Origin of the sequence: Sphingomonas sp. NBWT7 (assembly GCF_014217605.1) — a bacterium.
GTDB lineage: Bacteria > Pseudomonadota > Alphaproteobacteria > Sphingomonadales > Sphingomonadaceae > Sphingomonas.
This window is the reverse complement of record NZ_CP043639.1, coordinates 1243241-1262160: the sequence shown is the minus strand read 5'-3', so window position 1 is coordinate 1262160 and position 18920 is coordinate 1243241. Positions and strand designations below refer to the sequence as shown.

The window sequence follows — 18920 nt, the reverse complement described above, 5'->3', positions numbered from 1 at the left end:
TGCCGTGGCGGCGGGATAGGGCGAGCGCGAGGAGGTACGTCGCAATCGTCGTTATTAGCACTAGCACTTCCGCATCGGGCAATGGCTGCGCCGGCGCTAGGGAGCCCGGACGTCAGCGGAACGTTTTGCCAGCGATCGCAAACGCAAGGTGCCCCCCGATGACCGACGACAGCCGCCCGCTCCGCCTGGGCTTCCCAGTGAAGGTGATGGGTCGGCCCGATCTAAAATCGCAGGACACGCGCCGCTGGCAGAAGAACCCGCACCTCAAATGTTCGCTCGCGCTGCTCGACGCGGTGCTCGATTACCTCAAGGCCGAGAAGCTCGACATGTATCGCCTGTCGTCGGACATCGCGCCCTATGCGACGCACCCCGACATGCCGCAGTTCCACAACATGGTGGCGGAGAGCGACGCCGAGCTGCGCGCGTTCGGCGCCAAGGCGAAGGAGTACGACATCCGCCTGTCGTTCCACCCTTCGCAGTACGTGCTGCTCAATGCGCCCAATCCGGAGCTGACGCGCAAGAGCATCTGGGATCTGTCGAGCCAGGCGGAGATGCTCGACCGAATGGAGCTCGATGACGAGGCGGTGATGATCACCCATGTCGGCGGGGTGTACGACGATCATGCGGCGAGCCGCGCGCGTTGGATCGAGGGGTGGGAGCAGTGCCCCGAGCACGTGCGGCGGCGGCTGGTGCTGGAGAATGACGATATCCGCTTCTCCGCCGCCGACGCATTGTGGATCCACGAGCGTACGGGCGTGCGGCTGGTGTTCGATTACCAGCATTTCTGGTGCCTCAACCAGGAACGGCTCGACATGCGTGACACGCTCGAGCGGTTCCTGGCGACGTGGCCGGCGGGGGTGCGGCCCAAGATTCACTTCTCGTCGCCGCGCACCGAGTTGCGCGAGGTGAAGCAGAAGATCACGCCCAAGCAGCGCGCGGCGGCGAAGGCCGGCAAGGCGCGCAAGAGCGACGAGATCCTGAAGGCACCGGTCAAGGCGGCGGCGCGGATCAAGACCGTGCTGCGCCCGCCGATCTGGACCGGGCATGCCGACTTCACCAACCCGTTCGAGTTCGCGACCTTCATGCGGATGGCGGAGGGGCTGTTCTTCGACGTCATGCTGGAGGGCAAGTCGAAGGATTTGAGCCTGCTGCGGCTGCGGCCCGATCTGCTACGCTTCGCGCCCGATGTCGCTGCACGCTTCGGCATCACTGCGGCGGATGCGGCGGCGTTCGCCGCGGACGAAGCGATGCTCGACGACGGCGCGGACGCGGAGGACGAGCCCGATGTCGACGAGGGGCTGCTTGCCGCCGAATGAGGCGGCGGGTGTGTCATATTTGTAAGGCACTCGATTGCCAGCACGGCGCACGATCGCGTAGGGCGGCGCATCCATCGATCGAAAGGGTGCCCACTTGCGTCTCGCCATCGCTCTGCTTCTGTCCGTGCCCGCGCTGACCCTCACCGTTCCCGCCTCCGGCGCGCAGGCGCCGACCGCCGCCAAGCCGGCCGCGCCGACGAACGCGGAAGGCGCGAAGCTGCGCAAGATCTTCGCCGACAGCGACGAAGCGTCGCTGAAGCGCAATCCGCTCAACGCGATCTTCCGCGGCGACCTGCGCTATGCCGACCGGCTGAGCCCGTATCTGACGCCCGAATATGACGCGGCCGAGCGGCAGGCGCTGGTCGACAATCTCGCCGCCCTTGGCACGATCGACCGCGCGAAGCTGTCGCCCGTCGACCAGATCGCCTATGACGTGTTCAAGACCGACAACGAGCGCGAGCTGCGCGGCTATGCGCCCACGATCAAGCGGATCGCGGACCTGCTGCCGATCAACCACTTCCAGGGGTTCCAGACCTTCTATCCCGAATTTGCTTCGGGGCAGGGCGCGGCACCGTTCAAGACGGTGGCGGACTATGACAACAACCTGAAGCGTAACGTCGAATACGGCCGAGTCGTCGATCGTATGATCGCGCGCGCGCGCGAGGGCATGGCGCAGGGCATCACCGCGCCCAAGCTGGTCGTGCGCAACGTCGTTGGGCAGCTCGATCATCTGCTCGCGGAGCCAGTTGAAAAGTCGCTGTTCTACGCGCCGGTGCTGAAGTTCCCCGATGCCGTGCCCGCGGCGGATCGCACGCGGCTGACCAAGGCCTATGCGGCGCAGGTGCGCGACGTGCTCGATCCGGCACACCGCCGCTTGCGCGATTTCCTGCAAACCGAATATCTGCCCAAGGCGCGCGACACGGTGGGGCTTTCGGCGCTGCCGGGCGGGGCGGCGCTGTACGATTACGCGATCGAGGCGAGCACGACGCTGCCGCTGAAGGCGGAGGAGGTGCACCAGCTCGGCCTATCGGAGGTGAAGCGCATCCTGGGCGAGATGGAGGCGCAGAAGACGCGCGCCGGCTTCAAGGGCACGCTGCCCGAATTCTTCACCTACCTGCGCACCGACAAGCGCTTCCAGCCCAAAACCGCCGCGGAAGTCGCCGCCGGCTATCAGGCGATCGGCAAGCGCGTCGACGCGCGGGTGCGCGAGCAGTTCGCGCTGATCCCCAAGACGCCGCTCGAGATCCGCGCGGTGCCGCCGTTCAAGGAGAAGACCGACGCGGCGGGATCGTACCAGTCGGGTACGCCCGACGGATCGCGACCGGGCGTGTTCTACTACAACACCTACGACCTGCCGAACCGTTACCTGTGGGGGATGGAGACGCTGTACCTGCACGAGGCGGTGCCCGGGCATCACTTCCAGATCAGCCTGGCGCAGGAGAACGAGAGCCTACCCGCGTTCATGCGCTTCGGTGGCAACACCGCGTTCGTCGAGGGCTGGGCGCTGTACGCCGAGTCGCTCTATCCCGAGCTCGGCGTCGAGACCGATCCGTACCAGCGGATGGGCGGGCTGAGCGACGAAATGCTGCGTGCGATGCGGCTGGTGGTCGATACCGGGCTGCACGCGAAGGGGTGGGGCCGCGATCAGGCAATCCGCTACATGCTCGACAATTCGCCGATGCCCGAGAGCGACGCGACCGCCGAGGTCGAGCGCTACATCGCCATCCCCGGGCAAGCGCTAGCGTACAAGATCGGGCAGCTGACGATCCTGCGGCTGAAGAAGCAGGCACGCGACACGCTGGCGGCGCGCTTCGATCCGCGCGCCTTCCATGCGGCAGTGCTCGATACCGGCGCGCTGCCGATGCCGGTGCTCGAAAAGAAGCTCGCCGACTGGACTGCGGCGCAGCGCTGATGCTGGCAGCTGCCGCCCGGCGCGTCGAGGCGCGCCGGGGCGGGGCGATCAGTCGAGTGCGAGCAGTTTGTCGATCGTGACGGGCAGCGAGCGGACGCGCTTGCCCGTCGCGTGATAGATGGCATTGGCGACCGCGGCGGCTGTGCCGACGATGCCGATCTCGCCCAATCCCTTGACGCCGAGCGGTGACACCTCTTCGTCGACTTCCTTGACGAAGATGACGTCGATGTCCGCGATGTCGGCGTGTGCGGGCACGTGATATTCGGCAAGATTGTGGTTCATCCACTTGCCGAGCGTCGTGTCGGCCAGCGTCTCCTCGTGCAGCGCCATGCCGATCCCCATCACGACGCCGCCCAGGATCTGGCTGCGCGCCGTCTTTGGGTTGATGATCCTGCCCGCCGCAACCGCGTTGACGACGCGCGTCACGCGAACCTGATCGAGTTCCTCATCGACACGCACCTCGACGAATACCGCGCTGTGCGTGTTGCGCGACTTGCGCATCATCGATGCCATGTCGGAGAGGCCGGGTTTTGCCGTTTCCTCCACCTCTATCGCGTCCAGCCCGGCCGCCTGCATGATCTCGGTGATGCCGACGTTGCTGTGGATATCATTCTTCAGTCCGACGCGGCCGTCCTCGAAGATCAGATCCTCGATCGAATTGGCGCCATGCAGCGGCTTGCCGTCGAGCTTGTCCGCCGCGTCGAGGAGCTTCTTCGCGACCCCCTGGCAGGCGAGCTGCACTGCCGCGCCGGCTGACGCCGCGACCCACGAGCCGCCCTGCACCGGGGCGGCGGGCAGATCGCTGTCGCCGAGCTTCGCGGTGATGTCACCGATTGGGATCCCGAGTGTGTCGGCGGCGACCTGCGTCATCATCGTGTACGTGCCGGTGCCGATGTCCGACGTGGCGCACGATACGACGAGCTTGCCGTCGGGCGTCAGCTTCGCCGATGCACTGTGCTTGGTGAATTGCGCGTCCCACATGCCGGTGGCGACGCCCCAGCCGATCAGCTCGCGCCCTTCCTTCATGGAGCGCGGCTTGGGCGAGCGCTTGTCCCAGCCGAAGCGCGCCGCGCCCTCGTGATACGCCTCGCGCAGTGCTTTTGACGTGAACGGCGTTTCGTTCATCGCATCAATGTCGGAATAGTTGACGAGGCGCATCTCGAGCGGATCGACGCCGGCTTCATAGGCCATTTCGTCGATCGCGATCTCGAACAGCGCCATGCCTGTCGCAGCGCCGGGCGCGCGCATGTCCGCCGAGGTATAGGTGTCGCGCGGGGCGATCGCATATTCGCCGCTGGCGTTGGGGCACGCGTAGTTCATCATGCCCCAGGTGACGATATCCTCCATATTGTTCTCGAACCGCGAGGTGGAGGTGGTGGCCGAATTGATCATCGCGGTGAGCTGACCACCGTCCTCGGCGCCGAGCTTGATGTCGTAGACGCACTCGGGACGATGGCCGTGGGTGAACATCTGCTGGCGCGTCATCACGACGCGCACCGAGCGTTCGAGATGGATCGCGGCCATCGTCGCGAGCTGCACCTGCCATTGTGGGCGCAGCCCCGACCCGAAGCCGCCGCCGACATAGGCGTTGACGACGCGGACGTTCTTTTCGCCGAGCTTGAACGCACTGGCGAGATAGGCCTGCGTATTCTGCGATCCCTGCACCTTGTCGTAGACGGTGATCGTGCCGTCACCGTGCCATTCGACGGTGCTGGCGTGCATCTCCATCGGATTGTGATGCTCGGGTGCCAGGTGATAGCGCCCTTCGGTGCGCTTCGGCGCCGACGCATAGGCCTCGTCGGCGTCGCCGCGGTTCTTCGGCGGGTGGAAGGTATTGCGACGATTGAGCTTCGAGGGGAGAAACCGCTTGGCGAGCGACGCCTCGAAATCGATGTTGTGCGGCTCTTCCTCGTAGCTGACGCGTACGAGGCTGGCAGCGAAGCGCGCCGCCTCGAATGTCTCGGCAACAACCAGCGCGACGGGCTGGCCGGCAAACTGGATCGTCTCGTCGGCGAAGGCACGGAACGGATCGCCGGGGATGCTCAGCTCATCGCGCCAGCTGCGATCGAGCCACGCCTGCTTGGGGCGATTTTCGTGCGTGACGATATCGACGACGCCGGGCACGCTGCGTGCTTCGTCCTCCCCGACCGCGGTGATCCGGCCGCGCGCGATGCGGCTGACGACAGCCACGCCGTAGAGCAGGCCGGAAATGTGATATTCGGCGGCATATTTGGCGCGGCCGGTTACCTTGTCGGGGCCATCGACGCGGCTGAGCGGTGTACCGATGCCGATCTTGGTGCCGATCTTTGCTGGTGCGTTCATGGGTCGGCTCCTCAGGCGATGCGCTTGTCGGTCTGCGATTGCGGCGTGCCCGCGGCGGCCTGACCGAGCGCGCGGACGATCGCCTTGCGGGCGAGCGGGATCTTAAAGTCATTGTCGCCCTGACCGACCGCGCCCTCGGTGATCGCGCGCGCGGCGGTCGCAAACGCCTCGACGCCGGGTGCTTCGCCGATCAGCAGATCCTCCGCCGGTGCATTGCGCCACGGCTTGTGCGCAACGCCCCCGAGCGCGACGCGCACATCGGCGATCTTGCCTTCCTCGAGCCGCATCGCGACCGCGACTGAAACGATTGCGAAGGCGTAAGACAGCCGATCGCGCAACTTGAGATAGGTGTAGTTGGTGGTGAAATGCTCGGCCGGCAGATCGATCGCGGTAACGAGTTCGCCGGGCTTGAGCGTATTGTCGCGCCACGGCTCGTCGCCGGGCAGCCGGTGATATTCGCCGATCGGAATGACCCGCTCGCCGCCGATCCCGGTGACGCGCACCTCGGCGTCGAGCGCGGCAAGCGCAACGGCCATGTCCGATGGGTGGGTGGCGATGCACTTGTCCGACGCGCCGAGGATCGCGTGGATTCTGTTGACGCCGCCGATCGCGCCGCAACGCTCCTCGCGGTTGCGCTTGGTGCACGGCGTGTCGACGTCGTAGAAATAATAGCAGCGCGTGCGCTGGTTGATGTTGCCGCCGTTGGTGGCCGCGTTGCGCAGCTGCGGCGAGGCGCCGGCGAGGATCGCGGACGCGAGCAGCGGATAATGCTGCTGGACGATCGGGTGGTATGCGGTGTCGTTGTTCGTCGCGAGCGCGCCGAGACGCAGCCCGCCACCATCGATCTCCGTGATATCACCCAGCGGCAGGCGATTGATGTCGACGACCTCGAGCGGCCGCGCAACATTCTCCTTCATCAGATCGACGAGATTGGTACCGCCGGCGAGGAAGGCGGCGTTGCGTTCGCTGCCCGCCGCGACCGCCGCGTCGACGGCGTCGGGGCGCTTGTAGTCGAAGCGGATCATCGTGCATCACCCTTGCCGAGAACGTCGAGCACCGCGTCGGCGATATTGGTGTAGGCGCCGCAGCGGCAGATGTTGCCGCTCATCTGCTCGCGTACTTCTTCCCGCGTCGTAGCGCGTCCTTCCTTGATCAGCGCGACTCCCGAGCAGATCTGGCCGGGCGTGCAATAGCCACACTGGAAGGCATCGTGATCGATGAACGCCTGCTGCAGCGGGTGCAGCTCACCGCCATCCGCCAGGCCCTCGATCGTCGTGATGCTGCTGCCGTCGAGCGTTACCGCGAGCTTCAGGCAGGCATTTATCCGGTTGCCGTCGACCAGCACGGTGCACGCGCCGCACTGGCCATGATCGCACCCCTTCTTGCTGCCGGTGAGATCGAGCGTGTCGCGCAGCAGATCGAGCAGCGTGACCCACGGCTCGATCGTCAACTCGCGCCTGGTATCGTTGATCGTGAGCGTGACGGGTACCGTGCCGATGGGCGTCGCCGCGACCTGGGCCGCGGCCGCGCGCTCGAGCGTAACAGCTTCGTTCATCGGGGAATCTCCTTGGCGCCCGGGCGGCAGGCGGTCGAATTGATCAACCGACGTCCGACGCCGGTGTTCCCGCGGAGGCCGCCGGGCGCAAAAGAGGGGGCGAGCTTGGAAGGCGGTAGTACGTAAAAGGACTGCGGGAAATGCGACCGGTGGATCGGTGGCTTGGCGCAGCACGCCGAAGGTGGTCCGGTGCCGAGCGTTGCGGTTGGACGCGATCCGTTACGATCCATGTGCAGGCGACGCCGCCCGTTGTCGCAGAACACCCAGCGCCGGAGCAGATCGGGTAAGGCGCGTATCGAAACGTCCGGTGAGGCGTCTAATGCCCTACCGCGATCACTTCTTGAGTCATGCCGCATGTTACTGGTCGGCCGCAGCGGGCCCCGCCGAACAAAGGTTGTTGCGCCTTGTCGTCGCTTTGAAGGCTCAGAAGAAGGCGTGGCGATAATCGATGCAGGGGACGGCCGCGCGCGATCGGCCAGCTGGTCGGGCAGCTAAGGGTTTGAGTTGCCGACCGCCTTTGACGCCGAATTCGCGCCAGCCTGCCCGTTGCTCGTATCGGCCGCGGCGACGCACGCGGCACAGACTGGCCGCGCGCGCCTTATCGTCAGGCGATGATGCGGACGGGGACGCCCTTCGCGGCGGGAGTCTTTGATTCCTCGTCGTGGTACCAGAGCGGCATCAGCGGGTTGGTTTCGGGATAATAAGCACCGATGCAGCCGCGCGGCAGCAGATAGGGCGTGATGACGAGCCCGCCGACCTGCCGCGTCTCGCCATCCTCCGCGTCGCTTGCGAGCGTCACCGTCTGCCCCTCGGCTAGACCCGCGGCGGCGATATCCTCCGGGTTCATCAGCACGACGTCGCGCGTCCCCTCGATCCCGCGCAGGCGATCGGAGAAGCCGTAGATCGTGGTGTTGAATTGATCGTTCGAGCGCAACGTCATCAGTCGCCAGCGCCCCGGCGCATCGCCGACGCCCATCGCCGACAGCGTCTTGGGAACGGTGAAATCCGCCTTGCCGCTCTCGGTCTTCCATATGCGCTCGCGCGCCGAATTGCCGCGATAGAAGCCGCCGGGGGTGAAGACACGCGCGTTGAAGTCGCGGAACTGCTCAGGATACGTCTCTTCGATCAGATCGCGCACGATGCCGTAGTCGGCGGTCCAATCGTCCCACTTCGCCTTGGGATTGGGCGGCAGCGTCGCCTTGGCGAGCCCGCAGACGATTGCCATCTCGGATTTCAGATGCTCGCTCGCCGGCGTGATGTTGCCGAGCGAGCCGTGAATGCACGACAGCGAATCCTCCATCGTCACCGCTTGCGCGCCCGTCACCTGCATATCCTGCTCCGACCGGCCGAGGCAGGGAAGGAGGTAGGCGACCTCGCCGTTGATGAGGTGGCTGCGGTTGAGCTTAGTCGCGATCTGGACGGTGAGGCGCATCCGCGTCCACGCCGCCTCCATCTTCTCCGTCTCCGGGATCGCGCGGACGAAGTTGCCGCCGAGGCTGAGGAACGCCTTGACCTCGCCCGAGAGGATCTTCTCGCACGCCGCGACGGTGTTCATTCCTTCGTCACGCGGCGGCTCAAAGCCGAACTGTTCGGCGAACTTGTCGAGCGGGACGAGCTCGGGCTTTTCCGAGATGCCGACGGTGCGCTGACCCTGGACGTTGGAATGGCCGCGGATCGGCGAGACGCCCGCGCCGTCGCGCCCGATATTGCCCTTGAGCAGCGCGAAATTGACAAGCGTCGCGAGGTTCTCGAACCCGTGGACGTGCTGCGTCAGCCCCATGCCGTACATGAAGATGGTGCGTGGCGCGGCGATATAGACGTCCGCCGCCTGCTCGATGTCCGCGCGTGCGAGGCCGCTCTCGCGCTCGATCTCGTCCCACGACAGCGCGTCGGCATGCTCTTTGACCGCTTCGAAGCCGGCGGTGTGCTGCGCGATGAAATCCACGTCGAGGATGTGGCGCTTCTCTTCGCGCCAGCTGCGTTCCTCCACCGCGAGGACATGCTTCACCATGCCGGTGATCGCCGCGATATCGCCGCCGGTCTTGACCTGCAGGTACAGCGACGAAATGTCGGTGTGCTTGGGCGTCAGCATCTCGACCGGGCTCTGCGGGTTCTTGAACCGCTCGAGCCCCGTCTCACGGATCGGGTTGAAGGTGACGATCTTGCACCCGCGCTTCACCGCTTCCTGGAGCGGATGGAGCAGACGCGGCGCGTTGGTGCCGGTGTTGTGCCCGAAGAAGAAGATCGCGTCGCACAGCTCGAAATCGTCGAGCACGCAGGTGCCGACGGGCGAGCCGATCACCTTTTTCAGCCCGACGGACGTCGTCTCGTGGCACATGTTCGAACTGTCGGGCAGGTTGTTGTGCCCGTACATGCGGGCGTAGAGCGCCCAGAGGTAGCTCGTCTCGAGGCTGGCGCGGCCCGAGGCGTAGAAGACGGTCGACTTGGGATCAAGCGCTTTCAGCTCCGCGCCGATCGCGGTGAACGCCTCGTCCCAGCTGCATTCGACGTAGCGGTCGCTCGCCGGATCGTAGCGCATCGGATGGGTTAGCCGCCCTTCCTGTTCGAGATCATAGTCGCGCCATTGCTTGAGCTCGGTGATGGTGTGCCTGGCGAAGAACTCCGGCGTGCAGCGCTTGGTGGTATTCTCCCACAGTGTCGCCTTGGCGCCATTCTCGCAGAATTCGAAGGAGTGAGGCTTGGCCGGTTTGCCCCAAGCGCACGATACGCACATGAACCCGCCGGGCTTGTTCTGGCGCCGGAGCGTGTCGAGCACAGCGGGGCGGGGGCGTTCGCGCGCGAACGTCTCCACCATGCCGCGCATCGATCCCCAGCCGCCGGCCGAGCCGGAATAATGAACGGTTTCGCTCTCGTCGGTCACGTGCTTTCCTTCTGGCTTCCGGCCGTGATCCGCCGACATGCAGACCGCCCCGCGAGCCTAACGCATGTGACCCGCAAATGGATCATCGCCGGATTGCTTGGTACGCTGGCGGCGCGGCACGACGACGCGGCAAGACAAAGCGATGGGGACGAGGACGAGCAATGGTCGACGAAACGCCGCCGGCGGACAGCAAACTGACGCGATCGAAGCAGCGCTGGGCGAGCGAGCGCAAGTTCATCACCGACGCGCCCGCGCGCACCGGCGATGATCGTCTGCCGCCGGGTCAGCATCTGGTGAAGGACTGGCCGATCCTCGATCTCGGGCGCAAGCCCGACGTGCCGATCGAGCGCTGGCGTTTGTCCATCAAGGGGATGGTTGCGCGTCCGGTGACGCTCGACTGGGCGGCGTTTCTCGCCTTGCCGCAGGCGCATGTCGTGTCCGACATTCACTGCGTCACGACATGGTCGCGCTACGACAACGAATGGGTTGGCGTCACCACGCGCGACCTGATCGACCTCGTCGAGCCGCGCGACGAGGCGCGGTTCGTCATGCTGCACGGCTCGGATGGCTATACCACCAACGTGCCGCTCGCCGACTTTGCCGCGGCCGACGCGTTGATCGCGCATCGCTGGTCAGGCAAGCCGATCACGCGCGACCATGGCGGGCCGGCGCGGGCGGTGATCCCGCACCTTTATTTCTGGAAAAGCGCCAAGTGGATTAGCGGCATCGAGTTCATCGGCGCCGACCGTCCAGGCTTCTGGGAGGTCAACGGCTATCACATGCGCGGCGATCCGTGGGCCGAGGAACGCTATCGCTGATCCCCGGCCCGGATCAGGTCACGCCTGCGGGGTGATGAGATACTTCTCGCCCGTCGCACGCTTGCCATAGGCGGCGATGATCGCGGGATCGATCGCCTGGTCGAGCGTGATGCGCTGCGTGTATTTGCTGGCGAACGTCGTCTTGAGTTCGCGCGCGACGCGGTCGCGCAGCCCCGCGGCTTCGGCCGCCCCGATATCCTCAAGGAAATAGGTCAGCAGCCAGCCGCCCATCCGCCAGCGCATGCCGAAGCTGCGCGTCAGTTCGGTCGGCGCGGTCGAGAGGCCGCCATAGACATAGACCTGCTTCATCTGGCGCGAGCCGTAGGGGCCGTCGGCCTTCTGCGTGCGCAGCGCCGCCTGCTCCATCGCCGCGAGAATCTGGCCGGCGAGCTTGCCACCGCCGACTGCGTCGAACGCGAGATACGCGCCCGTTGCCGCGATCGCATCGATCAGCTTGGCCATGAAATCGTCCGCCGTCATGTCGACGACATGCTCGGCGCCGAGATCGCGCAGGATCTGCGCCTGCGCGTCGCTGCGCACGATGTTGACCAGCGGCACGCCATCCGCGGCGCATAGCTTGACGAGCATCTGCCCGAGGTTCGACGCGGCGGCGGTGTGGACGAGGCCCGAATAGCCCTCGCGCTTCATCGTGCCGACCATGCCGAGCGCGGTCAGCGGATTGACGTAGGACGAGGCGCCTTCCTCCGCGCTCGTCCCCTCGGGCACGATCATGCACGCGGCGGCGGGCACCTTGCGATATTGCGCGTAGAAGCCGCCGCCGGCGAGCGCGACGGTCTTGCCGAGCAGCGCCTGCGCGGCGTCGGACGCGCCCGCCGCGACGACGGTGCCGGCGCCTTCGTTACCCACGGGAAGGTCGATCCCCGCACGCGCCGACAGCGCGCGCTGCACCGCGGGGGCGAGCGGGGCGGCGGTGGTGCCGTCGTCCTGCCGGGTGTAGCCCGCCGGATCGGTGAGCGCGAGCAGCACGGCGAGATCGGACGGGTTGATCGGCGTTGCCTCGACCCGGACGAGCACCTCGTCGTCGCCGGGGACGGGCAGCGGCACGTCCTGGATCGACAGGCGAGCCTGGCCGTCCTTCGTCACGGTGGATACGAGGCGGCGGTGGGTGGCGGGCAGATCGGTCATGGTCGCTCCTTTGATCAGTGGTGCCTTGTTCACAACCGCACGCCCCGTGTCGAGCAATGTCGACACGGAAGGGCGAACGGCAGGCTGTGGCGGAATGCGATGGCGGGCAGGGCAGGCTCAGGCCAGCGTCAGCCCCTTCATGTCGCCCGCCTCGCGCCACGCCTTGATCGTCGCGAAGAAGGCATTGGGGCCCTTGCCGTAGCTCGAAAAGCTCGCCGCCTTGGGGCTCAGCTGCCCCTCGCCGTTGTAATAGCCCGGCGTGCAATCCTCGAGGAACTTGCGGCGATCGAGCACGGCGGAGAGGATCTCCTGCGTCCACGCCTCCTCGGCTTCCTCGGTCGGCTCGACGCGCGACTTCTGTGTGGCGAGGGCGTGGCCGATGATGTGTGCGGCATGGCCCGCCTGCTCGAGCAGCGCGTGCGGATAATTGGCGGTGAAGCCCGACTGGACGACCGAGAAGATGAACATGTTGGGAAAGCCGTTCACGGTCATCCCGTGCAGCGTCTTGCCGCCTTCGGCCCACTTCTCCTCGAGCGTCCGACCGCCGATGCCGTGGACGTCGTAGCCCGCCCGCCGCGCATAGCTCGTCCCGACCTCGAAGCCGGTCGCGAAGATCAGGCAGTCGAGCTTGTACTCCTTGCCCGCGACGACGACGCCGTCGCGCGTGATCCGCTCGACGCCCTGACCGCCCGTGTCGACCAGCGACACGTTGGGTCGATTGAACGTCGGCAGGTAATCGTCGTGGAAGCAGGGGCGCTTGCAGAACTGGTTGTACCACGGCTTGAGCGCGTCGGCGGTCGCCTTGTCGGTGACGACCTCGTCGACGCGCGCACGGATCGATTCCATCTTCTGGAAATCGGCGAGCTGGACGAGCTCGTCGGGGTTCTGCGCCCCGCTGCGCGCCGCCTTCATCCGCGCGATCATGCCGAGGTTGCGGATGATGTCGGTCCACCCGTCGTTGACCAGATCCTCCTCGGCCCAACCGCCCGAGACGAGCGTGTTGAAATTCTCCATTCGGTGCTGGTGCCAGCCGGGGGTGAGCGCCTGCGCCCATCGCGGATCGGTCGGTCGATCGCCGCGCACGTCGATCGAGGAGGGCGTGCGCTGGAAGACGAGCAACTCCTTCGCCGCCGCGCCGAGGTGCGGCACGCACTGCACCGCGGTCGCCCCGGTGCCGATGATGCCGACCACCTTGTCGCCCAGCCGGTCGAGCCCGCCGTTCTGGTCGCCGCCGGTATAGTCGTAGTCCCAGCGGCTGGTGTGGAAGGTGTGGCCCTCGAACTGCTCGATGCCCGGAATGCCCGGAAGCTTCGGGCGGTGCAGCGGGCCGTTGGCCATGACGACGAAGCGCGCGCAGATCGCATCGCCGCGGTTGGTCGAGATCGTCCAGCGGCGGCTGTCCTCGTCCCAGCGCATGTCGGTGACTTCGGTCTGGAACAGCACGTCGCGATAAAGGTCGTACGTTTCCGCGATGCGCCGCGAATAGGCGCGGATTTCGGGGCCCTGGCTGTACTTGCGCTCGGGCACGAAACCCGTCTGTTCGAGCAGCGGCAGATAAACGTAGCTCTCGATATCGCACGCCGCGCCGGGATAGCGGTTCCAATACCAGGTGCCGCCGAACTCGCCGCCCTTCTCGATGATGCGCACGTCGGCGATGCCCGCCTCGCGCAGTTTGGCACCGGCGAGCAGCCCGCCGAACCCGCCGCCGATCACCACGACGTCCTTCTCGTCCGCCAGCGGCGCGCGATCGATCGGCTGTTCGAGATAAGGGTCTTCGAGATAATGGGCGAACTTGCCCTTCATCTCGACATACTGCTCGTTCGCGTCAGTGCGTAGCCGCTTGTCGCGCTCGGCGAGATACTTGGCCTTGAGCGCTGTCGGATCGAAATCCAGCGTCATGTCGGGCGCGCCGTGCACCGCCTGCGACTCGAGTGTCATCCTGCCTCTCCGTTCCTATCTTTGGAACGCATTATGGCTCGGCCATCGGCGGAGAGGTAGCGAAAGTTGCGCTGGGCGGTGCCGGCTGGGATCAGCGCTCCAGCCGGCCGTCGCCGATCGCACTCGCCTCGAACGCGAACAGCGTATCGCGTTCGGGTGCGGCGACCTCACCGCTGACCTTGGCGGGGGCAAGCTCGCGAAGCAGGTGCTGAATGATCGCACGTCGCGCGCGCTTCTTGTGATCGGCGCGCACGCACACCCACGGCGCCTGCGGCGTGCTCGTCCGCGTCAGCATCGTGTCACGCGCGACGGTGTAGTCGTCCCACTTGTCCTGCGCGACGGCATCGAGCGCGGAGATCTTGAGCGCCTTGAGCGGATCGTCACGCCGCGACGCGAGCCGATCGGCCTGCTCGCCCCGCGAAATGTCGAGCCACAGCTTCACGAGCCTGATGCCGTCGCCGACCAGCATCGCCTCGAACCCGGGCACGTCCTCAAGGAAGCGTTCCTGCTGCTCGGGCGTCGAGAAGCCGTTGACCACCTCGACACCGGCACGATTGTACCAGCTGCGGTTGAAGATCACGAGCTCGCCCGCCGAGGGCAGATGCGCGACGTAGCGCTGGAAATACCATTGCGTCCGCTCGTGCTCGCTCGGCTTGGGCAGCGCAATGACGCGCGTTTGGCGCACCGCGAGATGGCGGGTGAGGGTGCGGATCGTGCCGTCCTTGCCCGCCGTGTCGCGTCCTTCGAGTACGACGACGGCACGCTCGCCGCTCTCCGCCGCCCATTGCTGGTAGCGGACGAGCGCGACCTGAAGGTCGTGATCCTCCTCGGCGTGATCCTTGCTCAATTGCTCAGACCAACTCGATCGCGACCGCCGTCGCCTCGCCGCCGCCAATGCACAAGCTGGCGACGCCGCGCTTCTTGCCGTGCGTCTTCAGCGCGGCGACGAGCGTGGTGATGATCCGCGCGCCCGACGCGCCGATCGGGTGCCCGAGCGCGGTCGCGCCGCCGTGGACGTTGATCTTGTCGTGCGGGATGCCGAGATCGCGCATCGCGAACATCGCGACGCACGCGAACGCCTCGTTGATCTCGAACAGGTCGACCTCGTCGATCGTCCAGCCGGCCTTTTTCAGCAGCTTCTCGATCGCGCCGACCGGGGCGGTGGTGAAGGCGGCGGGCTCCTGCGCGTGCGCGGCGTGTGCGACGATCCGCGCGACGGGCGTCTGCCCCTTCGCTTCAGCGACGCTGGCACGCGTCAGTACCAGCGCGGCGGCGCCGTCGGAGATCGACGAGCTGGTCGCAGCGGTGATGGTGCCGTCCTTGGCGAACGCCGGCTTCAGCGTCGGGATCTTGTCGGGCATGCCGCGGCCGGGCTGCTCGTCGGTGTCGACCACCACGTCGCCCTTGCGCGTTGCGACGGTAACTGGGACGATCTCTCCCGCGAACGCGCCCGACGCGATCGCGGACTGCGCACGACGCAGCGATTCGATCGAGTAATCGTCCTGCGCCTGCCGCGTCAGCTGATAGTCGTTGGCGGTATCCTGCGCGAAGGTGCCCATCGCGCGGCCGGCCTCGTACGCGTCCTCGAGCCCGTCGAGGAACATGTGGTCGTAGGCGGTATCGTGGCCGATCCGCGCGCCCGAGCGGTGCTTCTTGAGAATGTACGGCGCGTTGGTCATGCTTTCCATGCCCCCGGCGACAACGACGTCGACGGACCCGGCGGCGAGCGCCTCGGCGCCCATGATGACGGTTTGCATGCCCGAGCCGCACACCTTGTTGACCGTCGTCGCCTGTACCGATTTGGGCAGTCCGGCCTTGATCGCCGCCTGACGCGCCGGCGCCTGACCGAGCCCGGCGGGCAGCACGCAGCCCATGTAGATCCGCTCGATATCGCCGCCGTCGACGCCCGCCCGCTCGACCGCCGCCTTGACCGCCGTCGCGCCCAGATCGGTGGCGGAGACGTCGGCGAGTGCGCCCTGCATGCCGCCCATCGGGGTGCGCGCGTACGATAGGATCACGACGGGATCGGTGGCCATTGCAATGCTGCTCCGCAAAAATCTGATGGTCCGAGTGTAAGACTGATGCGGCGTAATTACAAAGGCGGCGGCTTTGTCTAGATGAGCGCATGGACAGCCTCACCGACGTGCTGAAATGGAGCGCTTCGATCAGCGGCATGATCGCCGCGTTCATGGTCTCGCTCGATTTCGGGCGGCGCGTGACGGGGTGGGGCTTCGTCCTGTTCGTCGGATCGTCGATCTGCTGGATCAGCGGCGCGGCGCTGACCGGGGACTGGGCGCTGGGGACGCAGAACGTCGTGCTGTTCGCGATCAACCTGTTCGGCGTGTACCGCTATCTGATACGAAAGACGGGTGTCTGACCTCTTCTGGCCCGTCGTTTTAGGTTTCCTGGGTGCGATCGTCGGCAGTTTCCTCGCCACGGTCGCGGTGCGCTGGCCAAAGGGCCGCTCCGCGCTCCGCGGTCGATCGCTGTGCGATGCGTGCGGCCAGTCGGTTGCACCGCAGCATCTGATACCATTGGTCAGCGGCGTGCTGCTGCGCGGCAGGGCAGCGTGCTGCGGCGCGCAAATCTCGCGCCTGCATTGGCAGATCGAGCTCGGGTGCGCGGTGGTCGGTGCGCTCGCCAGCTTGGTGGTGCCCGGTCCGGCAGGGTTGGCGGTGGCTGGGATTGGCTGGTTGTTGGCGCTCGTCGTCGCACTCGATGCGACCGAGCTGTGGATACCCGACGTGCTGACCGGCGCGATCGCGATCAGTGGCGTTCTTTCCGCGACGATCCTGCCGCCGACGTTGGGTGAGCGATTGGTGGGCGGCGCGGCGGGCTTCGGTGCGCTGTGGGCGATCGGCTTCGCCTATCGGCGGCTGCGCGGGCAGGAAGGATTGGGCGGCGCAGACCCTAAATTGTTCGGCGGCATAGGCTTGTGGCTCGGCTGGCGGACGCTGCCGCCGGTGCTGCTCTTCGCGGCGCTGATCGGGCTCGGGATCGTCGCGTGGCGCGCAGCGACGGGGCGGGCGGTGACGCGGGACGACGCGGTGCCGTTCGGCGCGTACCTCGCGCTGGCGGCTTACCCGGCGCTACTGCTGATGATAGGGTTGGTGGCATGATCGCGTTCATCCTCGCACTGGCGGTTGCCGAGCCGCCCAAGCCGCCCGCGTCGATCGACGGCCTGCCGATCGCCGCGCTGCCGCGCCAAGCGCTGCCGGCAAGCGGGTGCGCGGCCTATCTATTCAGCACGGGGACGACGCGCTCACTGGTCGCGATGGCGAGCGCCGCGGCGGGATCGCTGCAGCTCGCGCTCGACGGCAAGCCGACGAGCTTCGCGCTGGCGACGCAGCGCGGCGCGGCGGGTTTCGGCTTCGGCACGACGACCGAGTATCGCGGCGGCGAGGTGGTCGCGACGCTCGACCTGACGATCGCGACGCGACGCGACGTGACGCAGGGCGCGGTGATCGACGCCGGTACGCTGCGGATCGATCGGACGGGCAAGGACACGATTGTCCTGCCGGTCGCGGGGCTGATCGGCTGCGCGGCCTGAGCAGGACGACGAACACGAGGGGAGTGGGTGGCATGATGGATATGTTGGCGGCGCAGCGCGAGAGCTTCATGGCGGCGCTCCCGGAGCCATTGTCGGTGCGCAAGGATCGGCTGAAACGCGCCGCCGCGATGATCCGCGACCATGCCGACCGCTTCTGCGACGCGCTGAGCGAGGATTTCGGCCATCGCAGCCGTGAGCAGTCGATGGTGACCGATATCGCCGGGTCGATCGGCCCGATCGAGCACGCGCTGAAGAACCTCGATCGATGGTCGCGGACGGAGAAAAGAACGGTGCAGTTCCCGCTCGGGCTGCTCGGCGCAAAGGCGTGGGTCGAGTATCAGCCCAAGGGCGTGATCGGCGTGATCGCGCCGTGGAACTTCCCGGTCAACCTCGTCATGTCACCGCTAGCGGGCGTGTTCGCGGCCGGCAACCGCGCGATGGTGAAGACCAGCGAGTACACGCCGGTGACGGCGGCGCTGTTCGAGGAGATCGTCGGGCGCTATTTCGATCCCGCCGAACTCGTCTTCGTCTCGGGCGGGCCGGAGGTTGGGCAGGCGTTCGCCGCGCTGCCGTTCGACCATCTTCTGTTCACCGGCGCGACCGGGATCGGGCGCCACATCCTGCACGCGGCCGCGGACAATCTGACGCCGGTGACGCTCGAACTCGGCGGCAAATCGCCGGTGATCGTCGGCAAGGGCGCCGACGTGAAGCAGACCAGCGAACGCGTCGCGATCGGCAAGATGCTCAACGCCGGGCAGATCTGCCTTGCGCCTGACTATGTCCTCGTGCCGTCGGATCAGGAAGAGGCGGTGGTCGACGGACTGAAGGCGGCCGCGAGCGCGATGTATCCGACGCTGCTCGCCAACCCCGACTATACCAGCGTCGTCAACGACCGGCATTTCCAGCGGCTGAACGACTGGATCGAAGATGCGCGGGCGAAGGGTGCGCGGGTCGAAGTGGTTAATCCCGCGAACGAGGATTTCGGCAGCACCAACAGCCGCAAGATGCCGCTGCACATCGTGCGCGACGTGACCGATGACATGACGCTGATGCAGGAGGAGATCTTCGGCCCGGTGCTGCCGGTGCGGCGCTACGACGGGATCGACGGCGCGATCGCAGAGGTCAACCGGCGCGATCGGCCGCTGGGCCTGTATTATTTCGGCAGCGACGAAGGCGAGCGGCGCCGCGTGCTCGACCGGACGATATCGGGCGGGGTGACGCTCGACGACGTCGTGTTCCACGTATCGATGGAAGATCTGCCGTTCGGCGGGGTCGGGCCGTCGGGCATGGGCGCCTATCACGGCTACGACGGCTTTCGCACGTTCAGCCACGCCAAGGCGGTGTACAAGCAGGCGCGGATCGACGTCGCCAAGCTCGCGGGGTTAAAGCCGCCGTACGGCGCCGCGACGCGCAAGGCGGTGGCGCGGCAGATCGGCTGATGCGTCGATCGGCGGTCGGGCCCGGCACGGCGTGATCCGTGCC

Annotated in this window: 15 protein-coding genes; 7 read left to right on the top strand and 8 right to left on the bottom strand. The window is 66.6% G+C overall.

Annotation, left to right across the window (positions count from 1 at the left end; all coding sequences use genetic code 11):
- Nucleotides 1–158: 158 nt before the first annotated feature.
- Nucleotides 159–1316: a UV DNA damage repair endonuclease UvsE gene (gene uvsE, locus F1C10_RS06350; RefSeq protein WP_185209669.1), complete on the top strand. Its 1158-nt coding sequence runs from the start codon at nt 159–161 to the stop codon at nt 1314–1316.
- A gap of 124 nt (nt 1317–1440) precedes the next feature.
- Nucleotides 1441–3228 carry a DUF885 family protein gene (locus F1C10_RS06345; protein ID WP_258043108.1) on the top strand — a complete coding sequence of 596 codons (1788 nt, stop codon included), beginning with the start codon at nt 1441–1443 and terminating at the stop codon, nt 3226–3228.
- Nucleotides 3229–3276: 48 nt separating this feature from the next.
- Here the strand turns inward: F1C10_RS06345 and F1C10_RS06340 are convergent, their stop codons facing one another.
- The 4 genes from F1C10_RS06340 to F1C10_RS06325 form a co-directional block, all read right to left on the bottom strand.
- Nucleotides 3277–5550 (bottom strand): xanthine dehydrogenase family protein molybdopterin-binding subunit, encoded by a 2274-nt coding sequence (locus tag F1C10_RS06340; RefSeq protein WP_185209668.1) that lies wholly within the window; start codon nt 5548–5550, stop codon nt 3277–3279.
- Between the two features lie 11 nt (nt 5551–5561).
- On the bottom strand, nt 5562–6575 hold the full coding sequence (locus F1C10_RS06335; RefSeq protein ID WP_185209667.1) for a xanthine dehydrogenase family protein subunit M: 1014 nt from the start codon (nt 6573–6575) through the stop codon (nt 5562–5564).
- A complete protein-coding gene (locus tag F1C10_RS06330) occupies nt 6572–7105 on the bottom strand; it encodes a (2Fe-2S)-binding protein (RefSeq protein ID WP_185209666.1) in 534 nt (177 codons plus the stop codon). Before F1C10_RS06330 ends, F1C10_RS06335 begins: the two co-directional genes overlap by 4 nt.
- 604 nt (nt 7106–7709) lie before the next feature.
- Nucleotides 7710–10025 carry an FdhF/YdeP family oxidoreductase gene (locus F1C10_RS06325; protein ID WP_185209665.1) on the bottom strand — a complete coding sequence of 772 codons (2316 nt, stop codon included), beginning with the start codon at nt 10023–10025 and terminating at the stop codon, nt 7710–7712.
- A 122-nt stretch (nt 10026–10147) separates the two neighbouring features.
- Between F1C10_RS06325 and F1C10_RS06320 the strand changes: the two genes are divergently transcribed.
- Nucleotides 10148–10804, top strand: coding sequence for a sulfite oxidase-like oxidoreductase (locus F1C10_RS06320; RefSeq protein WP_185209664.1), 657 nt, complete (start codon nt 10148–10150; stop codon nt 10802–10804).
- 18 nt (nt 10805–10822) lie between these two features.
- Here the strand turns inward: F1C10_RS06320 and F1C10_RS06315 are convergent, their stop codons facing one another.
- The 4 genes from F1C10_RS06315 to F1C10_RS06300 form a co-directional block, all read right to left on the bottom strand.
- On the bottom strand, nt 10823–11950 hold the full coding sequence (locus tag F1C10_RS06315) for a zinc-binding dehydrogenase (protein WP_185209663.1): 1128 nt from the start codon (nt 11948–11950) through the stop codon (nt 10823–10825).
- Between the two features lie 117 nt (nt 11951–12067).
- Nucleotides 12068–13888 carry an NAD(P)/FAD-dependent oxidoreductase gene (locus F1C10_RS06310; RefSeq protein ID WP_258043107.1) on the bottom strand — a complete coding sequence of 607 codons (1821 nt, stop codon included), beginning with the start codon at nt 13886–13888 and terminating at the stop codon, nt 12068–12070.
- 91 nt (nt 13889–13979) lie between these two features.
- On the bottom strand, nt 13980–14735 hold the full coding sequence (gene ppk2 / locus F1C10_RS06305; protein WP_185209662.1) for a polyphosphate kinase 2: 756 nt from the start codon (nt 14733–14735) through the stop codon (nt 13980–13982).
- Between the two features lie 4 nt (nt 14736–14739).
- Nucleotides 14740–15924 carry an acetyl-CoA C-acyltransferase gene (locus F1C10_RS06300; protein WP_185209661.1) on the bottom strand — a complete coding sequence of 395 codons (1185 nt, stop codon included), beginning with the start codon at nt 15922–15924 and terminating at the stop codon, nt 14740–14742.
- An 89-nt stretch (nt 15925–16013) separates the two neighbouring features.
- Between F1C10_RS06300 and F1C10_RS06295 the strand changes: the two genes are divergently transcribed.
- From F1C10_RS06295 to F1C10_RS06280, 4 genes are read left to right on the top strand one after another with little or no spacing between them, the layout of a single operon-like run.
- A complete protein-coding gene (locus tag F1C10_RS06295) occupies nt 16014–16265 on the top strand; it encodes a hypothetical protein (RefSeq protein WP_258043106.1) in 252 nt (83 codons plus the stop codon).
- Nucleotides 16258–17007: an A24 family peptidase gene (locus F1C10_RS06290; protein WP_185209660.1), complete on the top strand. Its 750-nt coding sequence runs from the start codon at nt 16258–16260 to the stop codon at nt 17005–17007. The genes F1C10_RS06295 and F1C10_RS06290 overlap by 8 nt, the downstream gene beginning before the upstream one ends.
- Nucleotides 17004–17438 (top strand): hypothetical protein, encoded by a 435-nt coding sequence (locus F1C10_RS06285; protein WP_185209659.1) that lies wholly within the window; start codon nt 17004–17006, stop codon nt 17436–17438. Before F1C10_RS06290 ends, F1C10_RS06285 begins: the two co-directional genes overlap by 4 nt.
- Before the next feature lie 32 nt (nt 17439–17470).
- Nucleotides 17471–18877 carry a coniferyl aldehyde dehydrogenase gene (locus tag F1C10_RS06280; RefSeq protein ID WP_374939370.1) on the top strand — a complete coding sequence of 469 codons (1407 nt, stop codon included), beginning with the start codon at nt 17471–17473 and terminating at the stop codon, nt 18875–18877.
- The last annotated feature ends 43 nt before the right edge of the window (nt 18878–18920 follow it).

Excerpts from the sequence above, each read along its gene's own strand:
- uvsE (WP_185209669.1), top strand. The coding sequence starts at position 159 with ATGACCGACGACAGCCGCCCGCTCCGCCTGGGCTTCCCAGTGAAGGTG.
- F1C10_RS06340 (WP_185209668.1), bottom strand. The coding sequence starts at position 5,550 with ATGAACGCACCAGCAAAGATCGGCACCAAGATCGGCATCGGTACACCG.
- F1C10_RS06335 (WP_185209667.1), bottom strand. The coding sequence starts at position 6,575 with ATGATCCGCTTCGACTACAAGCGCCCCGACGCCGTCGACGCGGCGGTC.
- F1C10_RS06330 (WP_185209666.1), bottom strand. The coding sequence starts at position 7,105 with ATGAACGAAGCTGTTACGCTCGAGCGCGCGGCCGCGGCCCAGGTCGCG.
- F1C10_RS06325 (WP_185209665.1), bottom strand. The coding sequence starts at position 10,025 with ATGTCGGCGGATCACGGCCGGAAGCCAGAAGGAAAGCACGTGACCGAC.
- F1C10_RS06320 (WP_185209664.1), top strand. The coding sequence starts at position 10,148 with ATGGTCGACGAAACGCCGCCGGCGGACAGCAAACTGACGCGATCGAAG.
- F1C10_RS06315 (WP_185209663.1), bottom strand. The coding sequence starts at position 11,950 with ATGACCGATCTGCCCGCCACCCACCGCCGCCTCGTATCCACCGTGACG.
- F1C10_RS06310 (WP_258043107.1), bottom strand. The coding sequence starts at position 13,888 with ATGACACTCGAGTCGCAGGCGGTGCACGGCGCGCCCGACATGACGCTG.
- F1C10_RS06300 (WP_185209661.1), bottom strand. The coding sequence starts at position 15,924 with ATGGCCACCGATCCCGTCGTGATCCTATCGTACGCGCGCACCCCGATG.
- F1C10_RS06295 (WP_258043106.1), top strand. The coding sequence starts at position 16,014 with ATGGACAGCCTCACCGACGTGCTGAAATGGAGCGCTTCGATCAGCGGC.
- F1C10_RS06285 (WP_185209659.1), top strand. The coding sequence starts at position 17,004 with ATGATCGCGTTCATCCTCGCACTGGCGGTTGCCGAGCCGCCCAAGCCG.
- F1C10_RS06280 (WP_374939370.1), top strand. The coding sequence starts at position 17,471 with ATGATGGATATGTTGGCGGCGCAGCGCGAGAGCTTCATGGCGGCGCTC.